This is a genomic window from Streptomyces sp. NPDC096105 (assembly GCF_044763335.1).
Taxonomy (GTDB): Bacteria; Actinomycetota; Actinomycetes; order Streptomycetales; family Streptomycetaceae; genus Streptomyces.
Map to the genome: position 1 here is coordinate 78,984 of NZ_JBIWGC010000026.1, position 22,522 is coordinate 101,505.

The 22,522-nt window shown below is 72.5% G+C and carries 21 protein-coding genes and 1 pseudogene; 15 read left to right on the plus strand and 7 right to left on the minus strand.

Going from position 1 to position 22,522, the window contains the following annotated elements:
- Positions 1–136: 136 nt before the first annotated feature.
- On the plus strand, positions 137–1,144 hold the full coding sequence (locus ACIQ8B_RS29355) for a glycoside hydrolase family 11 protein (protein ID WP_403550922.1): 1,008 nt from the start codon (positions 137–139) through the stop codon (positions 1,142–1,144).
- Positions 1,145–1,169: 25 nt separating this feature from the next.
- Entirely contained in the window at positions 1,170–2,168 is a 999-nt protein-coding gene (locus tag ACIQ8B_RS29360) for a polysaccharide deacetylase family protein (RefSeq protein WP_403550924.1), read from the plus strand.
- A gap of 51 nt (positions 2,169–2,219) precedes the next feature.
- Here ACIQ8B_RS29360 and ACIQ8B_RS29365 read toward each other — a convergent pair whose 3' ends face one another.
- Entirely contained in the window at positions 2,220–2,864 is a 645-nt protein-coding gene (locus ACIQ8B_RS29365; RefSeq protein WP_106411288.1) for a dienelactone hydrolase family protein, read from the minus strand.
- Between the two features lie 216 nt (positions 2,865–3,080).
- Between ACIQ8B_RS29365 and ACIQ8B_RS29370 the strand changes: the two genes are divergently transcribed.
- A complete protein-coding gene (locus tag ACIQ8B_RS29370) occupies positions 3,081–3,359 on the plus strand; it encodes a DUF6343 family protein (RefSeq protein ID WP_403550953.1) in 279 nt (92 codons plus the stop codon).
- A gap of 13 nt (positions 3,360–3,372) precedes the next feature.
- Here ACIQ8B_RS29370 and ACIQ8B_RS29375 read toward each other — a convergent pair whose 3' ends face one another.
- The gene (locus tag ACIQ8B_RS29375; protein WP_290009548.1) at positions 3,373–4,392 is read right to left on the minus strand and encodes a LacI family DNA-binding transcriptional regulator; all 1,020 of its coding nucleotides are present in this window, start codon (positions 4,390–4,392) and stop codon (positions 3,373–3,375) included.
- 138 nt (positions 4,393–4,530) lie between these two features.
- On the opposite strand from ACIQ8B_RS29375, the gene ACIQ8B_RS29380 reads away from it, so the two are divergent.
- The 6 genes from ACIQ8B_RS29380 (at position 4,531) to ACIQ8B_RS29405 (ending at position 11,069) form a co-directional block, all read left to right on the plus strand.
- Entirely contained in the window at positions 4,531–5,835 is a 1,305-nt protein-coding gene (locus ACIQ8B_RS29380; RefSeq protein WP_290009550.1) for an ABC transporter substrate-binding protein, read from the plus strand.
- Between the two features lie 10 nt (positions 5,836–5,845).
- Entirely contained in the window at positions 5,846–6,805 is a 960-nt protein-coding gene (locus tag ACIQ8B_RS29385; RefSeq protein WP_403550927.1) for a carbohydrate ABC transporter permease, read from the plus strand.
- Positions 6,802–7,620 carry a carbohydrate ABC transporter permease gene (locus ACIQ8B_RS29390; RefSeq protein WP_106411283.1) on the plus strand — a complete coding sequence of 273 codons (819 nt, stop codon included), beginning with the start codon at positions 6,802–6,804 and terminating at the stop codon, positions 7,618–7,620. Before ACIQ8B_RS29385 ends, ACIQ8B_RS29390 begins: the two co-directional genes overlap by 4 nt.
- Positions 7,617–9,983, plus strand: coding sequence for a beta-glucosidase (locus ACIQ8B_RS29395; RefSeq protein ID WP_403550929.1), 2,367 nt, complete (start codon positions 7,617–7,619; stop codon positions 9,981–9,983). Before ACIQ8B_RS29390 ends, ACIQ8B_RS29395 begins: the two co-directional genes overlap by 4 nt.
- 537 nt (positions 9,984–10,520) lie before the next feature.
- On the plus strand, positions 10,521–10,757 hold the full coding sequence (locus tag ACIQ8B_RS29400) for a hypothetical protein (RefSeq protein ID WP_290009556.1): 237 nt from the start codon (positions 10,521–10,523) through the stop codon (positions 10,755–10,757).
- A 72-nt stretch (positions 10,758–10,829) separates the two neighbouring features.
- Positions 10,830–11,069 (plus strand): hypothetical protein, encoded by a 240-nt coding sequence (locus ACIQ8B_RS29405; protein WP_106411280.1) that lies wholly within the window; start codon positions 10,830–10,832, stop codon positions 11,067–11,069.
- Between the two features lie 79 nt (positions 11,070–11,148).
- Here the strand turns inward: ACIQ8B_RS29405 and ACIQ8B_RS29410 are convergent, their stop codons facing one another.
- Positions 11,149–11,988, minus strand: a complete 840-nt coding sequence (locus ACIQ8B_RS29410; protein ID WP_403550931.1) for an SDR family NAD(P)-dependent oxidoreductase — start codon at positions 11,986–11,988, stop codon at positions 11,149–11,151.
- Between the two features lie 157 nt (positions 11,989–12,145).
- Here ACIQ8B_RS29410 and ACIQ8B_RS29415 point away from each other — a divergent pair.
- The 3 genes and pseudogenes from ACIQ8B_RS29415 (at position 12,146) to ACIQ8B_RS29425 (ending at position 14,939) form a co-directional block, all read left to right on the plus strand.
- Positions 12,146–12,498, plus strand: a pseudogene (locus tag ACIQ8B_RS29415) (deoxyxylulose-5-phosphate synthase).
- A 54-nt stretch (positions 12,499–12,552) separates the two neighbouring features.
- Positions 12,553–13,455 (plus strand): oxygenase MpaB family protein, encoded by a 903-nt coding sequence (locus ACIQ8B_RS29420; protein WP_403550933.1) that lies wholly within the window; start codon positions 12,553–12,555, stop codon positions 13,453–13,455.
- Positions 13,456–13,703: 248 nt separating this feature from the next.
- Entirely contained in the window at positions 13,704–14,939 is a 1,236-nt protein-coding gene (locus ACIQ8B_RS29425; RefSeq protein WP_403550935.1) for an oxygenase MpaB family protein, read from the plus strand.
- Positions 14,940–15,002: 63 nt separating this feature from the next.
- On the opposite strand, the gene ACIQ8B_RS29430 is transcribed toward ACIQ8B_RS29425, so the two are convergent.
- From ACIQ8B_RS29430 to ACIQ8B_RS29445, 4 genes are all read right to left on the minus strand, one after another.
- Positions 15,003–16,199: a TetR/AcrR family transcriptional regulator gene (locus tag ACIQ8B_RS29430; RefSeq protein WP_403550937.1), complete on the minus strand. Its 1,197-nt coding sequence runs from the start codon at positions 16,197–16,199 to the stop codon at positions 15,003–15,005.
- Positions 16,200–16,381: 182 nt separating this feature from the next.
- Positions 16,382–17,473, minus strand: coding sequence for an NAD(P)-dependent alcohol dehydrogenase (locus tag ACIQ8B_RS29435; protein WP_403550939.1), 1,092 nt, complete (start codon positions 17,471–17,473; stop codon positions 16,382–16,384).
- Positions 17,470–18,027: a DUF4334 domain-containing protein gene (locus ACIQ8B_RS29440; RefSeq protein WP_403550941.1), complete on the minus strand. Its 558-nt coding sequence runs from the start codon at positions 18,025–18,027 to the stop codon at positions 17,470–17,472. Before ACIQ8B_RS29440 ends, ACIQ8B_RS29435 begins: the two co-directional genes overlap by 4 nt.
- A gap of 56 nt (positions 18,028–18,083) precedes the next feature.
- Positions 18,084–18,791, minus strand: a complete 708-nt coding sequence (locus tag ACIQ8B_RS29445) for a TetR/AcrR family transcriptional regulator (protein WP_403550943.1) — start codon at positions 18,789–18,791, stop codon at positions 18,084–18,086.
- A 258-nt stretch (positions 18,792–19,049) separates the two neighbouring features.
- Between ACIQ8B_RS29445 and ACIQ8B_RS29450 the strand changes: the two genes are divergently transcribed.
- From ACIQ8B_RS29450 to ACIQ8B_RS29460, 3 genes are read left to right on the plus strand one after another with little or no spacing between them, the layout of a single operon-like run.
- A complete protein-coding gene (locus tag ACIQ8B_RS29450) occupies positions 19,050–20,204 on the plus strand; it encodes a CaiB/BaiF CoA transferase family protein (RefSeq protein WP_403550945.1) in 1,155 nt (384 codons plus the stop codon).
- On the plus strand, positions 20,204–21,229 hold the full coding sequence (locus tag ACIQ8B_RS29455; RefSeq protein ID WP_403550947.1) for an LLM class F420-dependent oxidoreductase: 1,026 nt from the start codon (positions 20,204–20,206) through the stop codon (positions 21,227–21,229). The genes ACIQ8B_RS29450 and ACIQ8B_RS29455 overlap by 1 nt, the downstream gene beginning before the upstream one ends.
- Positions 21,226–22,377 carry an acyl-CoA dehydrogenase family protein gene (locus ACIQ8B_RS29460; protein WP_403550949.1) on the plus strand — a complete coding sequence of 384 codons (1,152 nt, stop codon included), beginning with the start codon at positions 21,226–21,228 and terminating at the stop codon, positions 22,375–22,377. Before ACIQ8B_RS29455 ends, ACIQ8B_RS29460 begins: the two co-directional genes overlap by 4 nt.
- Positions 22,378–22,522: the final 145 nt, after the last annotated feature.

The following is a 22,522-nucleotide window of genomic DNA, read 5'->3' on the forward strand; positions in this document are numbered from 1 at the left end:
GTATGCCTCTGTGTCGCGATCCTCGGGCACTCGAAGTTTTCGAAACTATTACCGAAACTGTTGACGGTTGACGCGCTCAGATCAACACTGTCACGGCATCGACCTCCCCATCGAGCCGTAACAGGAGGCGTCACCCATGCATGTGTCCGCACCCCCCGGCGGCCGCAGACGCGGCCGACTGATCATGAGCGTGAGGAGTGCCTGGACGATCGCTCTCGCCGCGCTCACCGCGCTGCTCCTCGCCGGCACCGCGACCGCCGCCCCCGTCATCACCACCAACCAGACCGGCACCAACAACGGCTGGTGGTACTCCTTCTGGACCGACACCCAGGGCACGGTCTCCATGGACCTGGGCTCCGGGGGCAGTTACAGCACCCGGTGGAGCAACACCGGCAACTTCGTGGCCGGCAAGGGCTGGAGCACCGGCGGCCGGAAGACCGTCAACTACTCCGGCACCTTCAACCCGTCGGGCAACGCGTACCTGACGCTGTACGGCTGGACCACCGGCCCGCTGATCGAGTACTACATCGTCGACAACTGGGGCACCTACCGGCCCACCGGCGAGTACAAGGGCACCGTCACCAGCGACGGCGGCACGTACGACATCTACAAGACCACCCGGTACAACGCCCCCTCCATCGAAGGCACCCGCACCTTCGACCAGTACTGGAGCGTCCGGCAGCAGAAGCGCACCGGCGGCACCATCACCAGCGGCAACCACTTCGACGCCTGGGCGAGCAAGGGCATGAACCTGGGCAACCACAACTACATGATCATGGCCACCGAGGGCTACCAGAGCAGCGGCAGCTCCAACATCACCGTGAGCGAGGGCTCCGGCGGTGGAGGCGGTGGAGGCGGCGGCGGTGGCGGCGGCAACGGCGGCTGCACCGCCACCCTGTCGGCCGGCCAGCAGTGGGGCGACCGCTACAACCTCAACGTCTCGGTGAGCGGCTCCAGCAACTGGACCGTCACCATGCGGGTCCCGTCCCCCGCCAAGGTCTCCGCCACCTGGAACGTGACCGCTTCCTACCCCGACGGCCAGACCCTCGTCGCACGGCCCAACGGCAACGGCAACAACTGGGGCGCGACGATCCAGACCAACGGCAACTGGACCTGGCCGTCGGTGTCCTGCAGCGCAGGCTGACCCGGCACGAGGAGGACCCCCACACATGAGCACCCGAAAGCGACAGCCCGTCTCCCGGTACCTGGTCCCGGGCGTGGCCGCCGCCGCACTGACGGTGGCGGCCACCGTGAGCACGGGCGTCGGCGCCGCCCCCGCCCAGGCGGCCGCCTGCAACGGGTACGTCGCGCTCACCTTCGACGACGGCCCGTCGACCGGCAGCACCGTGAACCTGCTCAACGCGCTGAAGCAGAACGGCCTGCGGGCCACCATGTTCAACCAGGGCCAGTACGCCGCCGCCAACCCCGGTCTGGTCAAGGCCCAGGTGGACGCGGGCATGTGGGTCGCCAACCACAGCTACACCCACCCGCACATGACCCAGCTGAGCCAGGCCCAGATGGAGTCGGAGATCTCCCGCACCCAGCAGGCGATCGCGAGCGCCGGGGGCGGGACGCCGAAGCTGTTCCGCCCGCCGTACGGCGAGACCAACTCCACCCTGAGGTCGGTGGCCGCCAGGCACGGGCTCACCGAGGTCATCTGGGACGTCGACTCGCAGGACTGGAACAACGCGAGCACCGACGCGATCGTGCAGGCCGCCTCCCGGCTGAACGACGGGCAGGTCATCCTGATGCACGACTGGCCGGCGAACACCATCGCCGCCATCCCGCGCATCGCGCAGAACCTGGCCTCCCGGGGACTGTGCGCCGGCATGATCTCCCCGCAGACCGGTCGCGCGGTGGCCCCCGACGGCTCCGGCGGCGGGGGAGGGGGCGGCGGCAACGGCTCCTGCACCGCGACGCTGTCCGCCGGCAGCAGATGGGGCGACCGGTACAACCTCAACGTCTCGGTCGGCGGCTCCGCCGACTGGACCGTGACGATGAACGTGCCGTCCCCGGCGAAGGTGCTGAGCACCTGGAACGTCAGCGCCTCCTACCCCAACAGCCAGACGCTCGTCGCCCGGCCCAACGGCAGCGGGAACAACTGGGGGGTGACGATCCAGACCAACGGCAACTGGAACTGGCCGACGGTCTCCTGCACCACGAGCTGAGAACAGCGGCGAGCCGCGGAGCGTTCCGCGCCGCGGCTCGCCGCCCCGCGTTCACCCCAGATGCTCGCCGAACCACCCGGCGGCCAGCTCCGCGACCCGCTCCAGCGCGCCCGGCTCGCCGAACAGATGCCCGGCGCCGGGCACCACGTCCAGCCGGTGCGGTGCGGACAGCCGCCGCGCGGCCCCGCGGTTGAGATCCAGCACCTCCGGATCCGCGCCGCCCACCACCAGCAGCACCGGACACGCCACCAGGCCCAGCACGTCGCCCGCCAGATCCGGCCGCCCGCCCCGCGAGACGACCGCCGCCACCCGCCGCGGCCGCTCCGTCGCCGCGACCAGCGCCGCCGCCGCTCCCGTGCTGGCCCCGAACAGCCCCACCGGCAGGTCCGCCGCGTCCGGGCGGTCCTCCAGCCAGTCCACGGCGTGCGCCAGCCGGCCCGCCAGCAGACCGATGTCGAAACGGTGCCGGCCCGTCGCCGCGTCCTCGTCCTCCTCCGCACCGGTCAGCAGGTCCAGCAGCAGCGTGCCGAACCCCGCTCTCCGCAGCACCCCGGCGACGGCCCGGTTGCGCGGGCTGAGCCGTGAACTGCCGCTGCCGTGCGCGAACAGCACCACCCCGCGCGCCCCCACGGGGAGCTCCAGATCACCGCGCAGGGCCGCCGCTCCCGACGGAACCGTCACCGACGCGCTCACCATGCCCGGCCACCTCCTCCGGCCGTCTCGGTCCGGTCCCGGGTATCCGGGCGGGCGGGATCGAGACGGCGGCGGTTTGCCGCCCGCCACGGGGGCTACCCGATGCGGACCACGAGGTGAAGGAGGTGCGTGGCCGTGCCCGACAGCCGTGCCGGTTCCTCTCCCCACGAGCCCCGTACGGGCTCCGGCCGGGAGCCGGTCTCCCGTGCCCGCTCGGGGATGATCGGCAGCAGGTACCCGCGGTCCGGCACCGAGCCGGTCACCGCGCGCAGCCCGCTGAAGCTGCGGCTGCTGCTGTCCTCCGTCTTCCTGCCGCTCTTCGTCGCGGGCACGGTGCTGTTCGCGGTGTGGGCGGCGGGCTCCGACGCCGGGGACAGCCCCGGACGCGGCCCGCTGACGCTCCTCGCCGTGGTGTGCGGCGTCCTCGCCCTGACGGCCGCGCTGGACCTCGGTGTCGTTCTGCGCCGCCTGCGCCGGGAGCGCGGCTCCACGCACTGACGCCCGGGTCGCCCTAGCTGTCGAGCGGGGCCGTGCTCTGCCGTACCACCAGGTGCGTCGCCAGCTCGATGCGCTGGGCCGCCGCGCCCGGGTCGTCCGGGCGCAGCAGCATGCGGGCCGCCTCCTCGGCCATGTGCCGCAGCGGCTGGTGGACCGTGGTGAGCGGCGGGCTGGACCACTGGGCGAGCGGCACGTCGTCGTAGCCGACCACCGAGAGGTCCTCCGGGACCCGCAGCCCTTTGACGCGGGCCGCCTCCAGTACGCCGAGCGCCTGCAGATCGCTGCCCGCGAAGACCGCCGTGGGCCGGTCGGGGCCCTGAAGCAGCTCCATGGCGTGCTCGAAGCCGCCCTGCACGTGGAAGTCGCCGAAGCGGGTGAGCCGGGGGTCCGCCTCCAGGCCCGCCATCGCCATGGCCGAGCGGTAGCCGTCGAGGCGGGCCAGTGAGCAGAGCATGTCGCCCGGGCCGGTGATGATGGCGATCCGCCGGTGGTTCCGCTCGGTGAGGTGCCGGGTGGCGGCGAGACCGCCGGCCCAGTTGGCGGAGCCCACCGACGGCACGTCCGGGTCGGGGTCGCCGGCCGGGTCGATGACGACGAACGGGATGGCCGCCGCCCGCAGTTGACGCTTGATGTCCTGCGGCAGGCTGGAGAACACCAGCACCACGCCCAGCGGCCGACGCTGCAGCACGCCCGGCAGCCAGTCCGGGGCGGGGGTGTGCCGGGTGCCGCTCTCGGTGAGCACCACCGTCGCGCGGTTCTCCTTCGCGACGTTCTCCACGCCCCGGATCAGTTCCATCGCCCACACGCTCTCCAGTTCGTGGAACACGATCTCGACGAGCGGGTAGCGGGTCGCGGGCTGCACGCGCCGGCGGTAGCCGTGCAGGTCCAGCAGCTTCTCCACCTTGGCGCGCGTCGCGCGTGAGACATCCGAACGGCCGTTGAGCACCTTCGAAACTGTCGGCATCGACACCCCGGCCTCTTTCGCTACCGCAGCCAGGGTGACACGCCCGCTCGCCTCGTCGTCTTCACGCATACCCGCAGGATAGAGCACCGCCTCTCGATAACGGTTTGGCCGAGTCGTGACCCGACCGTTGACCCCAACTCCCGTCTGACCTACTGTCCCTCGGCATGGACTTTCGGCGATGACGCCGAAACTTTCGAAAGGCGAACGATGAAGACACGTGCGCGCTTGCCCAGACTGATCGCCACCGGTGCGACGCTCGCCCTCGCCCTGAGTCTGTCGGCCTGCGGTGGCGGCGACGGCGGGGCGTCGGCGGACGACGGCAAGATCCATATCCTTGTCTACGGGGACGCCACCAACAAGATCGAGAAGCAGATCGTCGACAAGTTCAACGAGACGTCCGACGTCAAGGCGGTCCTCGACACCATCCCCGGTGCCGACTACCAGAAGAAGCTTCAGACGATCATCAGCACCCCGCAGGCTCCGGACGTCTTCTTCAACTGGGGCGGCGGCAGCATCAAGCCGTTCGTCAAGGCCGACCTGCTCCTCCCGCTGGACGACTTCATCAAGAAGAACCCGGACCTGGAGAGCAAGTTCCTCCCCTCCGTCTTCAACAACGCGGTCGTCGACGGCAAGCCGTACGGCATCCCCATGCGCGGCACGCAGCCGGTCCTGCTCTTCCACAACAAGAACGTCCTCAAGAAGGCGGGCGTCCAGCCGCCGAAGACCTGGGACGAGCTGCTCGACGCCGTGGAGAAGCTGAAGGACGAGGGCGTCACCCCGATCGCGCTCGGCGGCGGCGACGTCTGGCCCACCCAGATGTGGTTCCAGTACCTGTACGACCGCATAGCCGGCCCGGAGCTCTTCCAGAAAGCCCTCGACGGCGACAAGAGCGCCTGGGAGGCCCCGGAGAGCAAGAAGGCCCTGAAGATGATCAGGGAGCTCGTCGACGCGGGCGCCTTCGGCAAGAACTACGACTCCGTCAAGTACACCAACGGCGGCTCCGTCGCGCTGGTCGCCCAGGACAAGGCCGGCTTCGAGCTGATGGGCTCCTGGTACTACTCCCAGCAGCTCACCGACCACCCGGACTTCGCCGAGAAGGGCCTCGGCTACTCCGCCTTCCCGGCCGTCGAGGGCGGCAAGGGCGACCCGAAGAACGTCGCCGGCAACACCAACAACTACTACTCGGTGCTGAAGAAGACCAAGCACCCCGAGGCCGTCGCCGAGTTCCTCGAGCTCATGTACTCCGACGAGTTCGTCAAGGCGCAGCTCGACGTCGGCAACCTCACCACCACCACCAACACCGACCAGTTCATCGAGACCTCCGCGACGCCCGAGTACTCGCGCTTCCAGTACGACCTGGTCGCCGACGCGCCGTCGTTCCAGCTCTCCTGGGACCAGGCGTTCCCGCAGTCGGCGGCCTCGGACATGCACAAGGCCATCCAGCAGTTCTTCAACGGACAGCTCGACGCGGACGGCTTCATCAAGGCCATGCAGGCCCTCCCGACCGAGTGACGAACGGCTCATGACCACAAAGATCACGAGCGCTCCGCCCGCCGCCGGACCCCGCAAGGGGTCCCGGCGGCGGCCGGCCGCCTCCCCGTCCGTGTCCAAGGTGGGCCGCCCGGGCTTCGCCTGGGCGCTGCCCGCCGCGGTGTTCTTCGCCCTCTTCGCGATCGTCCCGCTCGTCATGGTCGCGGTGCTGTCCTTCATGAGCTGGAACGGGCTCGGCTCGCCCCAGTGGGTCGGCACCGACAACTGGTCGCGCCTGATGGACGACCCGGTGATGCTCAAGAGCGTCTGGCTCACCCTGCTGCTGACCGTGCTCGGCGTGGTCATCCAGACCCCGCTGAGCATCATGCTCGGCGTCTGGGCGGCGGGCCACCAGCGCAACCGCGCGGTGCTGTCGGTCATCTACTTCATCCCGCTGCTGCTGTCCGCCACGGCCGTCTCCGTGCTGTGGCGCGCCCTGCTCGACCCGAACTTCGGCATTCCCGCCGACGCCGGCTGGCTCTTCGGCGACGGCAACCTGTTCGGCGAACAGGCCACCGCCATCGGTGTGCTGGCGTTCGTGAGCACCTGGCAGTTCACCCCGTTCCACACGCTGATCTACCAGGGCGCCGCGCGCTCCATCCCGCAGGTGCTGTACCAGGCCGCGGAGATCGACGGCGCGGGCCGCTACCGGCAGTTCTTCCACATCACGCTGCCGCAGCTCCGCAACTCCATGATCACGTCGATGATCCTGATGATCGTCGGTGGCCTCACCACCTTCGAGACCGTCCTCATCCTCACCCAGGGCGGCCCCGGCACCGATACGACCATCAGCGCCTACTACATGTACGACAAGGCCTTCAAGGGCTTCGACTTCGGCGCCGGCTCCGCCATCGCCCTCGCCCTGGTCGTCGCCGCCACCATCATCTCCCTGGTCGTGGTGAAGGTCTCCGGCTACGACAAGATGCGCAGCTCCATGGAAGGTGTGTCATGAGGCGCCGCCCCAACTACCTGGCCGGCGCCGGCTCGCTCGTCTGGCTGTTCCTGGTCGGCCTGCCGCTGTACGTGATGCTCGCGGCGACCCTGCGCACCCGCCAGGACTACGCCCAGAACGGCCCGGTGTCCGTCCCGGACACCTTCACCCTGGACAACTACACCGGCGCCTTCGACTCGGGCTTCGGCCGGTACTTCCTCAACACGCTCGTCGTCACCGCCTGCGTGATCGGCATCGTGCTGCTGCTGGTCCCGCCGCTCGCCTACGCCATCGTGCGCAGCCGGGCCCGGACCACGTCGGCGATCTTCCGGCTGTTCCTGCTCGGCCTGGCGATCCCCGCCCAGGCCGTGATCGTGCCGATGTTCTACCTGATCAGCGAGGCCGGGCTGTACGACAACCTGCTCGGCGTCATCCTGCCCACGGCCGCCTTCTGCCTGCCGATGTCCGCGCTCATCCTCAGCGGCGCCATGCGCGACATCTCCCCGGAACTGTACGAGGCCATGGCCATGGACGGTGCCACCCCGCGGCGCATGTTCTTCCAGCTCGTGCTGCCGCTGTCCCGGGGCGGACTGTCCACCATCGTGGTCTTCTCCGCGCTCCAGGCATGGAACGGCTTCCTGTTCCCGCTCGTGCTGACCCAGTCCGACTCCACCAAGGTCGTCACCCTGGGCCTGTACGACTTCCAGACCGAACACGGCATCGACATCCCCGGGCTGCTGGGAGCCGTGGTGCTGTCCATGGTGCCCATCCTGCTCGTCTACCTGTTCGCCCGTCGCGCCCTGGTCCAGGGTCTGATGGGTGTCGGAGGAAAGTGACCGCGAACGTGGCCGTAGAGACCACCCCCGAAATCCCCCTCTGGAACGATCCCTCCCACCCCGTCTCCGCCCGGGTCGACGCGCTGATCGGCGCCATGACCCTCCAGGAGAAGATCGCCCAGCTGTACGGCGTGTGGGTCGGCGCCTCCGCCAACGGCGGCGAGGTCGCCCCGCACCAGCACGACATGGAGGAGGCCGTCGACCTCGACGCGCTCCTGCCGTCCGGCCTGGGCCAGCTCACCCGCCCCTTCGGCACCGCCCCCGTCGACCCGGCGCTCGGCGCGCTCTCCCTGCTGCGCACCCAGACCCGCATCACCTCCGCGAACCGCTTCGGCATTCCCGCCGTCGTGCACGAGGAGTGCCTGGCCGGCTTCGCCGCCTGGGGCGCCACCGCCTACCCCGTGCCGCTGTCCTGGGGCGCCACCTTCGACCCGGACGTGATCCGCCGGATGGCCGCCGCCATCGGACGCGACATGCGCGCCGTCGGCGTCCACCAGGGCCTCGCGCCCGTCCTCGACGTCGTCCGCGACCCCCGCTGGGGCCGCGTCGAGGAGACCATCGGCGAGGACCCGTACCTCGTCGGCACCATCGGCACCGCCTACGTCCAGGGCCTGGAGTCCACGGGCGTCGTCGCCACCCTCAAGCACTTCGTCGGCTACTCGGCCTCCCGCGCCGGACGGAACCTCGCCCCCTCCTCCGTGGGGCCGCGCGAGCGCGCCGACGTGCTGCTGCCGCCGTTCGAGATGGCGATCCGCGAGGGCGGCGCACGCTCCGTCATGCACGCCTACACCGACATCGACGGCATCCCCGCGGCGGCCGACGAGAGCTTGCTCACCGGGCTGCTCCGCGACACCTGGGGCTTCGACGGCACGGTGGTGGCCGACTACTTCGGCATCGCGTTCCTCAAGACGCTGCACGGCATCGCCGGCGACTTCGCCGACGCGGCCGGCGCCGCGCTCGAGGCGGGCGTCGACATCGAGCTGCCCACGGTCAAGGCGTTCGGCGCGCCGCTCGCCGAGGCCGTCGCCGAGGGCCGGGTGCCGGAGGCCCTGATCGACCGTGCCCTGCGCCGCGTCCTCACCCAGAAGGCGGAGCTCGGCCTGCTCGACCGCGACTGGAGCCCGGTGCCGCCCGCCTTCGACGGCGCCGACCTGGACGACCCGGAGGCCCTGCGCGGCAAGATCGACCTCGACGGACCCGGGAACCGCGAGCTGGCCCGGGAGATCGCCGAGAAGGCGGTCGTCCTGCTCAGCAACGACGGCACGCTGCCGCTCGGCCGTCCCCGCCGCATCGCGCTCGTCGGCCCCAACGCCACCGAGCCCGCAGCCGTCCTCGGCTGCTACTCCTTCCCGCAGCACGTCGGCGTGCAGTACCCGGACGTCCCCGTCGGCATCGAACTGCCCAGCCTGGGCGAGAGCCTGGCCGCCGAGTTCCCCGACGCCGAGATCACGGTCGTCCGCGGCACCGGCGTCGACGACGGCGACCTCTCCGGCATCGCCGAGGCGGTCGCCACGGCGCGTGACGCCGACATCGTCGTCGTCGCTCTCGGTGACCGCGCCGGTCTGTTCGGCCGCGGCACCAGCGGCGAGGGCTGCGACGCGGAGTCCCTCGCCCTGCCCGGCGCCCAGCAGCAGCTCCTCGACGCGCTGCTCGACTCCGGCACGCCGGTGGTGACCGTCCTGCTCGCGGGCCGTCCCTACGCGCTCGGCCGCGCGGTGGAGGACTCCGCGGCGATCGTGCAGTCCTTCTTCCCCGGCGTCGCGGGCACCCGGGCGATCGCCGGCGTGCTCAGCGGACGCACCGGTCCGTCCGGACGCCTGCCGGTCAGCATCCCGCGCGGCCCCGGCTCCCAGCCGACCACGTACCTCGGCGCCCGGCTCGCCCAGGCCAGCGAGGTGTCCAACATCGACCCGACGCCGGCGTTCGGCTTCGGACACGGCCTGACGTACACGACGTTCGCCTGGAGCGACCTCACCGTGGACGCCGCGGAGGCCCCGACGGACGGCGAGTTCACCGCGTCCCTCACCGTGCGCAACACGGGGGAGCGGACCGGCACCGAGGTCGTCCAGCTCTACCTGCACGACCCGGTCGCCTCCGTGGTCCAGCCGGTGCAGCGCCTCGTCGGTTACACCCGGCTGGAGCTGGAACCGGGCGAGGAGCGCAGGGTGCGCGTCACGGTCCCGGCGGACGTGGCGTCCTTCACCGGCCGCGACGGCCGCCGCATCGTCGAACCGGGCGAGCTGGAACTGCGCCTGGCCGCGTCCAGCACGGACGCCCGCCTGACGGGGACGGTCACCCTGACGGGGCCGGTGCAGGAGGTCGACCACACGCGGCGGTTCCACGCGGAGTTCTCGGTGGAGTAGGCGCGGGGTCCCTCGCGGAACGGCGGCGCGGCCCCGGGCTTCGGGGCCGCACCGCCGTCCTTTCGCTTCCCTCCGTCACTTCGTAGGGGCCGTCCGCCCTTGTAAGCGGCTTGCAGGAGCGGGCGGCTCCGACGGTGGTGGCGGGGCTCCGGCGCCAGTGGGACGCGTGGGTGAGCCCGGCGCGTTCACGGAAGAGGCGGACGAGCCTGCCGTAGGCGCTCCAGGCCGCCGGACGCTCCCTGTCCGGCCCGCGCCGGCCTGCCGTACCCATTCCCGCTGGGTCGTCCTGCCCGTCGCACCCCCTGCTGCTCCACCGCACAGTGATCCGTCGCGGAGCACAACGAGCGCGCCGCCGCTCCGGCCACGCGCGCGGACCCGTACAGCGGCCGTACGCATCCGTACGCCCTGCCGACGATCGCGGCAGCCGGGCAGGGGCACGGCCCCGCCCGCCACTCCCGTCCGACGCGCCCCACGGTCCGCGCGCATGACGTCGGCCCCGGCGCGGTACTCGGCCCGTACTGCGGAAGGGAGCGGATCATGGCGGTCTGTGAAGTGTGCGGGAACGACTACGCCCTCTCCTTCGAGGTGCACACGGTCGGTGGTTCGGTACACACGTTCGACAGCATCGAGTGCGCCGCCCACAAACTGGCGCCCATCTGCGACAACTGCGGGTGCAAGGTCCTCGGCCACGGTCATCAGGCCGCCGGCCAGTTCTTCTGCTGCGCCCACTGCGCCCGCGCGCAGGGGCACGCGGAGCTGGCCGACAGCGCGTGACCGTGAGCGAAGAGCGACGACGAGAAGCGCGCGGGATCCTGCGCCACCGACCGACTCACCGGAGTGTGACGAATGATCGACGAGAGCCATGTCAGGGACCTCTGTGACGCCGCGAACGACGATGCCGCGCTCGTCCTGCTGGAAGGCAGGGCACGCGTGGTCGACCAGCCGTCGGGAGAGGAGTCCCGGGGAGCGCTGCTCGTGATCACCAAACGCGACCTGGTCGAGCGACTGGGTCCGGACCCGAGCGACCAGGCCCTGCACGACGTGGCGGGGACCCTGACCGACACGGTCGGCAAACTGGGCGCCTGACGCGGCTCCCACGCGGTGACCGCCCGCTCCGGTACGGGCTCCGGCACGGACGTGGGCGGTCACCGCCTGTCGGGCACGGTCACTCCGCACGCACCTCGGCCCGCCCGTAGCGCGGTGCCATACGGCGGCCCGATCCGGCGCGCAGGTCCAGTTCCGCCGCCGCCAGCCGGGACACGGCCTCCGCGTCCGTCAGGCCGGGCACGCACACCACCTCGCCGGCCTCCAGACCGGCGAGGGACGCGGTCACCACGTCCGCCGCGGGCATGCCGCCCTCGCCGTGGACGCGGCGCTCACCGCTCACCGGGGTGTCCCCGGCGCCGAGGTGGAACTCGGTCGCCGTGAGCCCCGGGCACACCACCTGCACCCGCACCGGGGTGCGGGCCAGCTCGGCGGCCAGGGTCCGGGTGAAGGTCACCGCGTAGCCCTTGGACCCGGCGTAGACGGCCCGCTGGGGGAGCGGGTCCGGCGGGAGGTCGCCGGCGAAGGCGAGGAGTGACGCCACGTTGATCACGGCGCCCCGGCCGCGCGCCAGCATGCCGGGCACGGCGGCCCGCGTCAGCGCCGTGAGGGCCACGACGTTCACGTCGAGCACCCGGGTGAGGAGGCCGGCGTCGACCTCGGTGAACGGGCCGTAGCCGTTGATGCCGGCGTTGTTGACCAGCAGGTCCACGTCGTCGGCGGACGCCCGTTCCGCGACGCGGGCCACGTCCTCCGGGCGGCCCAGGTCCGCCACCAGCGTCTCGACGCCGGCCCCGCCCTCCTTCAGCACCTCCTCGGCGAGGGCGTCCAGCCGCTCCGCCCGCCGGGCGACCAGCACCAGCCCCCAGCCGCGTGCGGCCAGCCGGGTCGCGTACTCCCACCCGATGCCGGAGGAGGCCCCGGTGACGAGGGCCGTGCCGGGTGCGTCGTGCGAGGTCATGTGCGTGATCCCTCCGTCGCCGGGTGGTGCCGTGCCGGACCGCCGTCCGACCTGCGCCGGGTGTCCCGGCGGGGCGCGGGCGAAACGCGGCGGCAGCCGTCCTGCGGGCGTCGAAAAGGCGTGGGGCGGCGTCGTGCCTCCCTCTACCCTCGTCCCCGTGCCTCCCTCCCGGACCTCCTTCGTCTGCCTGCCGTGCCGGGCCTCCTACAAGCAGCCGCATCCGGCGCGGACGCGGGACGGCGAGGCCGACGGGCGGGTCTGCCCGCGCTGTGCCGGCGCGCTGATCCACGCCGGCGCCGCCTTCGCCGCGCCGCCGCATCGGGACACCGGGGGGGGGGGGGGGGGGTGCTGTCGGTGCTGCTGCACGCCGGCGTCCGTTTCCACAGGAGCTGCTGCGGCGGGCCCGGATATCGGCCGCGCACGCTGCGGGAGGTGCGCGAGCGGATGGCGTACGCCGAGCGCACCGGCGAGCCGATCGCCAGGGCGCTGGTGCGTCCCGAGCTGCCCTGACGTCCGGCCGGACGTGGCCGCACCGCTACGGGAGGGGCGTGGGAGGCTGGAGGTATGGACACGGGACGGGCGGCGCACTCCGCCGACGGGGCGACACCGGCACCGGTACCGGGTGGTGACCGTGCGTCCCGTACCGACCCCGTGCCGTTCACCCCCGACACCCTCCTCTGGGACATGGCCGGCGACATCCGCGTCCTGCTCCATCTCCCCGCCGCCCTCGTCCTCCAGGTCGCGCACCCGGCCGTGGGCGCCGGGGTCGACGAGCACAGCGTCTTCCGCACCGACCCCTGGGGCCGCGCCCGTCGCTCCCTGGACTCGCTGCAGCTGTGGATCTACGGTGGTGACCGCGCCGTAGAGGAGGGACGCAGGCTGCGTCGGCTGCACCGGGACATCAAGGGCACCGACACGCGTGGGCGTCCGTACCACGCGCTGACGCCCGCCCCCTACGCCTGGGTGCACGCCACCGGCTTCCCCGTCCTCCTGCGGGCCGCCGAGTATCTGTTCCGGCCGTTCGACGAGGCGGGGGAGCGGCGGCTGCACGAGGAGGCGCGGCAGCTCGGGCGCATCCTCGGCATCCGGGAGCGCGACATGCCAGGCTCCGTCGAGGAGTTCTGGACCTACTTCGACGCGGTGGTCCGGGACGAGCTGGAACGGACCGCCGTCGTCGAGGAGTTGCTCGATCCGCGTCGGTCCGTGCCGCCGCCGCACGGGGCGGGGGCGGCGCTGCGGCTGCTCTGGCCCGTACTGCGTCCCGCCTTGCTGCGGCTTCAAGTCTTCGCCACCAAGGGGCTGTTGCCGCCCGTCGCCCGCGAGCGTCTGGACATTGACTGGTCGCGGGGTGATGAGCGGCGGCTGCGGCTGCTCGGCCGCGTCGTCCGCACCGTGGTGCCGCGCCTGCCGGAACGGCTTCGCTACCTGCCGGCCGCGTACGCCGCACGTCGCGCTGCCCGCGCCTGACCGCCCCGGTACGGCCGTACCGAGCCACCTTCGAGCGCGGCGCCCGCCCCGACCGCAGGCCCGCCCCGGGGCGGGCCCCACCTCCCGTCACCCACCTCTGTCATGCCCATTGCCCCGCCCCCCGGCCCTCGCTATGTTAATTGAAAATCACATCCGTGCGACGAGGTTCCATACGCATCTGTCGCGCAAATGGCAAGTCTGCGAAGGCATCCGGAAGCGTCCGGTCCCCTAGGGAAGCAGGTAAGTCAATGGAGAACCTCAGCAGGAGAAAGGCTCTGACCCTCGGAGTCGCGCTGGGTATCGTCGGCGCCGCGGCGCCCGTGCCCGCGTGGGCGTCGGCCGGCTCGGCCGCCGGGACCGCGACCGGAGCCGGAACCCTCACCGGGGCCGGGGCCGCCGCGGGTCCGGGCCCCGAGTGGATCTGGGACGACGCGGCGGACCCGCTGATGGCCCGGATGCTCGACAACGGCCACGTCCCGGCGATCAACCGGGCGTGGGAGAAGTGGGTGCACAACAACGACCCGATCCCCGGCGGCCTCCCCTCCGACTTCGCCGCCTACCTGGCGCAGGCCAACCGGCTGCCCTCCTGGGCCGACCAGGCCAAACTCGCCCGCGCCGCCGACTTCAACCGGCGCCGCGACACGTACCTGTTCATGCTGTACGGCCTCGGCAGCGGCATCATGAGCACCGTCATCCCCCGCGAGGCCAAGAGCGTCTACTGGTCCGCGGGCGGCGCCGACATGCAGGACCGCGCGGCCAAGACGTTCACCTTCGGCTACGACCTCTCGCAGCTCGGCGCGTTCAAGCCGACCGGGCAGTTCGTCGTCACCGCCAACAAGACCCGCGTGGTGCACGCCGCCGTGCGCCACCTGCTGCCGCAGTCGCCGCACTGGAAGGCGGTCGCCGACGAGACCATCCCGATCAGCGCCGCCGACATCCTCGTCACCTTCCACAGCCTCGGCACCTACGTGCACCAGAAGCTGCTCGAGTGGAGGATCCCGTACCCGGCCGCCGACCAGGAGGCCTTCCTGCACATGTGGCAGGTGGCCGTCCACCTGCTCGGCGTGCCCCACGAGCACATCCCCAAGACCTGGGGGGAGGCCATCGCTCAGTCGCGGCAGGTGCTCACCCCGATCCTCACCCCCTCGCCCGAGGGCATCGCGCTCGCGGAGAACCTGCTCGGCCTGACCGCGCAGATCGACCTCGGCGTCACCCGCGGCTTCCTCAACGAGTTCGTGCGCTACGTCCTCAGCGACGAGGTCGGCGACTGGCTCGGCCTCCGGCGTGACTACGCGGCCGCCGCGCTGGTCCGCACGGCGTGGCCGGCGTTCATCCTCTTCCGTGAGGGGCTGTCGCCCGTCATGCCCGGCGCCTTCTACCTGCTCGACCAGTTCGTGCGGGCCCTGGCCATGCTGTTCCTCAACAAGGGATCCTCGGCGTTCACCACGCCCATCACCATCCCCACCGGCAACCGGCCCACTTGAGCGGAGGGGCCGCGGTGACACCCGTCCGACCCCGCCTCGCGGCACCAGGGCCGAGGGGCGGGGTCACAGACCCAGGGCGCCCAACACCAGCGCGGTCACGGCCTCGCGGTTCTCCGGGGTGTCCCGCCACCGCAGGGCCCGCCCCGCCTCGACCACCACACCGAAACCCGCGTGCACCAGCACCCTGGCCTGCCGGGGGTCCAGCTCCGGGCGCACCAGCCGCAGCTGCTGCTCCCACACGGCGATGTGCTCCCGCTGCGCCTGGACCACCGGGCGCCGCAAGTCGTCGCGCAGTCCCGCCAGTTCGGCCTCGGCCACGCTGTTCAGCTCGGTGTGCTCGAAGCTGTAGGCCACGTACGTCGCCGCCAGCGCGACCACCGCCTCGCGCGGGCCGGCCACTCCCTGCAGGTTCCGCTCCACCCCCTGGGACAGCAGTGCCGCCGCCTGGAGGCAGGCCGCCGCCAGGATGTCGATCTTCCCGGGGTAGTGGCGGTACAGCGCGGACGGGGTCAGGCCGACCGCCTGCGCGATCTGCCCGTTGGTGACGTTGGCGAAGCCGTTCCGGGCGAACAGCGGCACGGACGCGGCGAGGATCTCTCCACGCCGGGTGCGCGGGACGGGCCGGGCGGGCAGTTCCACCGGGTGCGCGCCGGGCGGGACCGCCACGGGGTCGCTCGCGGCCACCCCGAGCGCGGCGGCCGACAGCAGCTCCTCCGCGCGCCGTTGGGCGATGGAGGTGTGGTGCATCGTGACCGACCCGATCGTGCCGAGGGCCGCCACCGCCCGCAGCCGCTCGTCGGGCAGCGGATGCTCGCGCTGCACCGCTTCGTCGACCCGCTCGACCAGACGCCCGAACTTCACCCGCAGGCGCCGGCGGTCCTCACGGTTGAGGTAGCGCGCCTCCCAGCGGTACACGCCGCCCGACGCGCGGTGCGCCACCGTGATCCGGGTGAGCGCCGTGAGGACGTCCGTGAGGCTCGCTCCGGGCGGCACCTCGTCCAGCGCCGCGACCAGCCCGTCCACCATGACGTCCGCGCACTCCGCGAACAGCGCGTACTTGTTGGGGAAGTGCCGGTACAGCGCGGCCGCCGAGATGTCGACCTGGGCGGCGACCTCCTCCATGGAGGCCGTGTGATAGCCGCGCTCGCTGAACACCCGCCCGGCCGCCTCGACGATCAGCTGTCTGCGGTTGCGGGGCCGCGTGGCCGGAGCCGGCTCGGCGGGCGTGGCCGAACGGGCGGACGGGGAAGCGGGGGCCATGGCGATCAGTCAATCACACGGGGTGAGGCGGCCGGGCTCCCTCCGTTTTCCGGTACAGGCACGGCACGGCACAGGCGGGGGACCGCACAGGCACGGCACAGGCAAGGCACCGCACAGGCAAGGCACCGCACAGGCGGGAGACCGCAGGCCCTCCGCGTGCGCGTGCGCCGGACGCCCCCAGCTCAGTCGAACAGGAGCACCGGTTTCACCACCCTGCCCGTCTCCATGGCCGTCACCGCCGCTCCGATCTCCTCGAACGGGAAGGTCGTCACCAGCGTCTCCAGCGGGAACAGTCCGCGGCGCCACAGCCCGATCAGGTCCGGCAGGAAGCGGCCGGGGTGTGAGTCGCCCTCGATGATCCCGTGCACCCGCACTCCCTTCCCGAGCAGGGACATCACGTCGAACGTCACCTCGCCGCCCAGGCCGAGCAGGGCCAGCTCGCCGCGCGGGCGCAGCGCGGCGACGGCCTGCCGGGCCACCTCCGGGCGTCCCGTGGTCTCCACGACGTGGCGGGCCCCGCCGCCCGTGAGGTCCCGCAGCGCCGCCACCAGGCCGTCCCCCGGCGGCAGGGCCGCCTTCGCCCCGAGTTCGACGGCCAGGGCGCGGCGGGCGGGGACGGGATCGACCGCCACCACCGGGTCGCAGCCCACGGCCACCGCCGCCATCACCGCGCTCAGCCCGACCCCGCCCGCCCCCATGACGGCCAGCGACGCGCCGGGCTCGGGCCGCAGCCGGTTGAGCACGGTGCCCGCACCCGTCTGCCCGCTGCAGCCGAGCGGCGCGGCGACCTCGTCGGGCAGGTCCGCCGGCACCTTCACCACACCCCGCTCCCGCACGACGGCGTACGTGGCGAAGCTGGACTGGCCGAAGAAGCCGCCGTGCACCGGCGCGCCGTCGCGAGAGAGGGGGGTGGTGCCGTCGGCGCGCCCGCCGGAGAAGTTCAGCGACCGCGCGTGGAGGCAGTAGGCGGGGTGGCCCGTCGCGCACTGTCCGCACGCGCCGCAGCTCGCGAAGGTGAGGCAGACCCGGTCGCCGGGCGCCACGCCCCTCACCCGCGCGCCGACCGCCTCGACCCGCCCCGCGCCCTCATGGCCGAAGACCATCGGGGTGAGCCGGCGGGGCCAGGCGTCCCGCATGCCCAGGTCGGTGTGGCAGACGCCGGCCGCGGTCACCCGCACCAGCACCTCGTCCGGCCGTGGCTCCTCGAGGTCCAGCTCCCGCAGGGTGAACGGGGCGCCCGGCGCCGCGGCGACCGCCGCGCGGATCCGCCTCACGCGCCCTCTCCGGCGCCGGTCCGGGACGCGCTGCCGCCGTCCGCCTCAGCGCCGCCGCCGTCCGCCTCGGCGCCGCTTCCGGGCGCGGAGGCGCGCTCGAGGAAGAAGTAGTGGAACGGCCCCTCGGCCGGCACGCCCTTCCCGTTCATGATCCCCAGCAGCGTGCTGTCGTCCACCCGCTTGAAGTGGTCGAACACCGGCCGCCCGTCGTACACCATGGTCGCCGTCGACTCACCCCGGAACTCCACCGTCCACAGGCTCGCCTCACCCTGGCCCAGCTCGGTGTCGGAGTACAGCTCGCCCGCCTCGTTCCGGCACATCAGCGGCTTGGCGTCGTGCACGGAGTGGAACGTCTTGCCGTACCAGCCCGCCTTGGCCAGCACGCCGTTGAGCGGGTGGCCGGTGTCGAACTCGCCGCCCTTCCACGCGCCGAGGATCTCCTCGGGCCGGACCGTCGGCAGCGCGGCCCAGACCGCGTCGAGTTCGCCGGGGTCCACCCGGCCGTCCCGCTGCCGGAGCTCGCGGAACAGGGTGCGCGCCTCGTGCACGTCCATCACACGTGTCCTCTCGTCGTCGGTGCGGGCCGGCGCGGTCGAAGGCCCGGTGCGCCTCACCTCGACGCCCGGGGCGCCGCGCCGCGCGCCGCCGGGGTCCGCCCCGGGAACGGCAGCACGACGTCCCCGGCGACCGCGGCCGGGTGGCCCACCGTGCCGAGGCTCAGCAGCACGTGCCGTTCCGCGACCTCCTCGGCGGTGAGCGGGCCGTCCTCGCGGAACCAGTTGGCGACGCCCTGGCACATCACGAGCACCGAACGCACCGCGTCGGCCGGGATCGGGGTGGTGAACACGCCCTGGGCGCGCCCCTCCTCGACCGTGTCCAGCAGCATGTGCTCCAGATAGTCGCGAAGGGCGACGTAGCGGGCCCGGTTCTGCGGCTCCAGGCTGCGCATCTCCGTGTCCAGGAACGCCAGTTGGCGGCGGTGGGTCATGTACAGCACGATCGACTCGACCATGCCGCAGAAGCGGGCCAGCGGATCGTCCCCGGCCTCCCGGGCCGCCGCCCGGCAGCGGTCCAGGACGTCCTTGACGGACGTCTCCAGCAGCGTCGCCAGCAGCGCCTGCTTGTTCTCGTAGTGGTAGTACAGCGCGGGCACGGTGACCCCCACCCGGCTCGCTATGTCCCGGACCGACGTGCCGTGGTAGCCCTGCTCGTTGAAGGCCCGCATGGCGTGCATCAGGATCGGGTGCAGATCGAGCGGGGCGTAGGAGCGCCAGTGTCCCGCCGACGGGGTGGTCTCCTGGCCGGGCGCGGTGTTCAACGGCTCTCCTCCGGGGCTGCGGCGGTCGGCGGCATCGTACGGCGGTGCGTCCGGCCCGCCTCCCTCCCGAACTTAGCGATCGTTCAGGAGATCGCGGCGCACGACGGCCGACCCGCAGTCACTTTCCTCCTCCTCGCCGACAAAAACAAGTGAGGCACGGGGAGTTGACCGTCTCGCCTCCCGCTCCTACGTTGAGCGAACGCTCAGTAAGTCCCCGGTCGCGAGCGGCGGGTCCGCCGCGCACCGAGAGAGGAACCCATGAGCCCCACCTCCACCCACCCTCCCGGCCGCACCGTCGCGGGCCCGCTGGACGGGGTGCGCGTGGTCGAACTGGCCGGCATCGGACCCGGACCGTTCGCCGCGATGCTCCTCGCCGATCTGGGCGCCGACGTGGTGCGGGTGGACCGCCCCGGCCGCACCCCGCTCGGCGGCGACCCCGCCCGCGACCTGACCAACCGCAACAAGCGGTCCGTCGTCGTCGACCTCAAGGCGCCCGGAGGTCCCGCTGCGGTACGGGCGTTGGCGGCGCGTGCCGACATCCTGCTGGAGGGGTGCCGGCCCGGCGTCGCGGAGCGGCTCGGCGTCGGCCCCGACCGGTGCATGGCCGACAACCCCGCCCTGGTGTACGGCCGGATGACCGGCTGGGGGCAGGACGGCCCGCTGGCCCCCCTGGCCGGGCACGACATCGGATACATCGCCACCGCCGGCGCCCTGTCCATGATCGGGGCCTCGGACGGCCCGCCCGTCCTCCCCGCCAACCTGCTCGGCGACTACGCGGGCGGCTCCCTCTACCTCACCACCGGCGTCCTCGCCGCCCTGCTCACCGCCCGCACCACCGGCCAGGGCCAGGTCGTGGACGCGGCCATCGTGGACGGCACCGCCCATCTCACCAGCCTCTTCTGGGGCATGCTCGCCGAGGGCGCCTGGCGCGACGCGCGCGGACGCAACCTCCTCGACGGCGGCTGCCCCTACTACGCCGTCTACGAGACCTCCGACGGCGGCTGGATGACGGTCGGCGCCCTGGAACCGCACTTCTACGCCGTGTTCGTCTCCCTGCTCGGCCTGGACGCCGACGAGCTGCCCGACCGCACCGACCCGCGCAACTGGCCCGCCCTGCGCGCCGCGTTCACCGCCCGCTTCGCGTCCGCCCCCCGCGCCCGCTGGACGGCCGTCTTCGAAGGCACCGACGCCTGCGTCGCCCCCGTGCTCTCCCTCCGGGAGGCGGCCGGGCACCCGCACCTGACCGCGCGGGGCACGTACACCGAGGCGCACGGCGTGACCCAGCCCGCCCCCGCGCCCCGCTTCTCCGGCACACCCGGCACGCTCCGGCGCCCGCCGGCCGTCCCCGGCGCCCACACCTTTGACGTGGCCCGCGACTGGGACGTGCCCGACCTGCTGAAGGACCCCACCTGATGGAACTGTCCTCACCCCTGGCCTACGCGGAGGACCCGCGCACCGCCGCCGACCGGGCCGCCGCCCTGGAGTCCGCCGGGCTCGACGCCGTGTGGGTCGCCGAGGCGTACGGCTTCGACTCCCCGACGATCATGGGCTACCTCGCCGCGAGGACGCGGCGCATGCGCATCGGCTCCGCGATCCTCAACGTCTACTCCCGCACCCCCGCCCTGATCGCCCAGACCGCCGCGGGACTCGACGCCGTGAGCGGCGGGCGCGCCGTCCTCGGCATCGGCGCCTCGGGGCCGCAGGTCGTCGAGGGCTGGCACGGCCGCGTCTACGACCGCCCGCTGGGCCGCGCCCGTGAGGTCATCGAGCTGTCCCGGCGGATCTGGCGGCGCGAGGTGATCGAGCACCACGGCATCACCGACCTGCCCGTCCCGCCCGAGAAGGGCGGCACCCTCGGCAAACCCCTGAAGCTCCTCAACCACCCCGTCCGCGACACCGTCCCGGTGTACCTCGCCGCCCTGGGTCCGGCCGGCGCCCGCACGGCCGCCGAGATCGCCGACGGATGGCTGCCGTTCCTCTACGCCCCCGAACACGCGGCGAAGGTCTGGGGCCCGTCCCTCGCCGAGGGCGCCGCCCGGCGCGACCCCGCGCTCGGCCCGCTCCAGGTCGTCGCGGGCGGCCTGCTCGCCATCGGCGACGACGCCGAAGCCGTACGCGACCTCATGCGTCCCACCGTCGCCCTCTACGTCGGCGGCATGGGCGCGCCCGGCCGCAACTTCTACTTCGACCTCGTCTGCTCCTACGGCCACGAGGCCGCCGCGACCGCCATCCAGGAGCACTACCTCGCCGGACGCAAGAAGGACGCGGAGGCCGCCGTGCCGGCCGAACTGCTGGAGCAGCTCTGCCTGGCCGGCCCCGAGGACTACGTCCGCGACCGCGTCGAGGTCTTCCGTGAGGCGGGCGTGACCATGCTCAACGTCACCCCCGTCGGCCCCGACCCCGCCCGACTGATCGAGCACGTGAGGAGCTGGCTGTGACGACCCCGGAGCGCACCCTGTACGGACCCGAGCACGAGGCCTTCCGCGAGACGGTGCGGACCTTCCTGACGAAGGAGGTGCTGCCGCACCACGAACGCTGGGAGCGGGACGGGGCGGTGGACCGCGGGGTGTGGCGCTCGGCCGGCCGCCAGGGCCTGCTGGGCATGGCGGTCGACGAGGAGTACGGGGGCGGCGGGACCGACGACTTCCGCTACAGCGCCGTCCTCATCGAGGAGTTCGCCCGCGCCGGCGCCTCCGGGCCGGCGCTGAGCCTGCACAACGACATCGTCGGCCCGTACCTCACCCGCCTGGCGAACGAGGAGCAGAAGCGCCGCTGGCTGCCCGGCTTCACCTCCGGCGACCAGGTCACCGCCATCGCCATGACCGAACCCGGCGCCGGCTCCGACCTCCAGGGCATCCGCACCACCGCCACCGACCAGGGCGACCACTACCTGCTCAACGGCGCCAAGACGTTCATCTCCAACGGCATCCTCGCCGACCTCGTCGTCGTGGTCGCCCGCACCACCCCCGAGGGCGGCAGCGGCGGGCAGAGCCTGCTCGTCGTCGAGCGCGGCACGGACGGCTTCGAACGCGGGCGCAACCTCGACAAGATCGGCCAGAAGGCGCAGGACACCGCCGAGCTGTTCTTCACCGACGTGCGCGTGCCCAAGGGGAACCTGCTGGGGGAGGAGAACCAGGCCTTCGCGTACCTCATGGGCAACCTGGCCCAGGAACGGCTGGCCATCGCCGTCGGCGCCGCCGCCGCGGCCGAGGAGATCCTCGACGTCACCACCCGCTACGTGAGGGAACGCGAGGCGTTCGGCAGGCCGCTCGCCAGGCTCCAGCACATCCGGTTCGAGATCGCCGAGATGGCCACCGAGAACGCGGTCACCCGCGCCTTCGTGGACCGCTGCGTCGCCGACCACAGCGCGGGCCGGCTCGACGCCGTGCACGCCTCGATGGCCAAGTGGTGGGCGACCGAACTGAACAAGCGCGTGGTCGACCGCTGTCTGCAACTCCACGGCGGCTACGGCTACATGAGCGAGTACAAGGTCGCCAGGGCCTTCCTCGACAGTCGCGTCCAGACCATCTACGGCGGCACCACCGAAATCATGAAGGAGATCATCGGCCGCTCCTTGCTGCGCTGAGCACCGGCCGGCTCCGCACCCCCTCCGACCCGACCCGGAAGGCACCCGAGGTGAGCACCGAAGCGTATGTGTACGACGCGATCCGCACCCCGCGCGGGCGCGGCAAGGCGAACGGCGCCCTGCACGGCACCAAGCCCGTCGACCT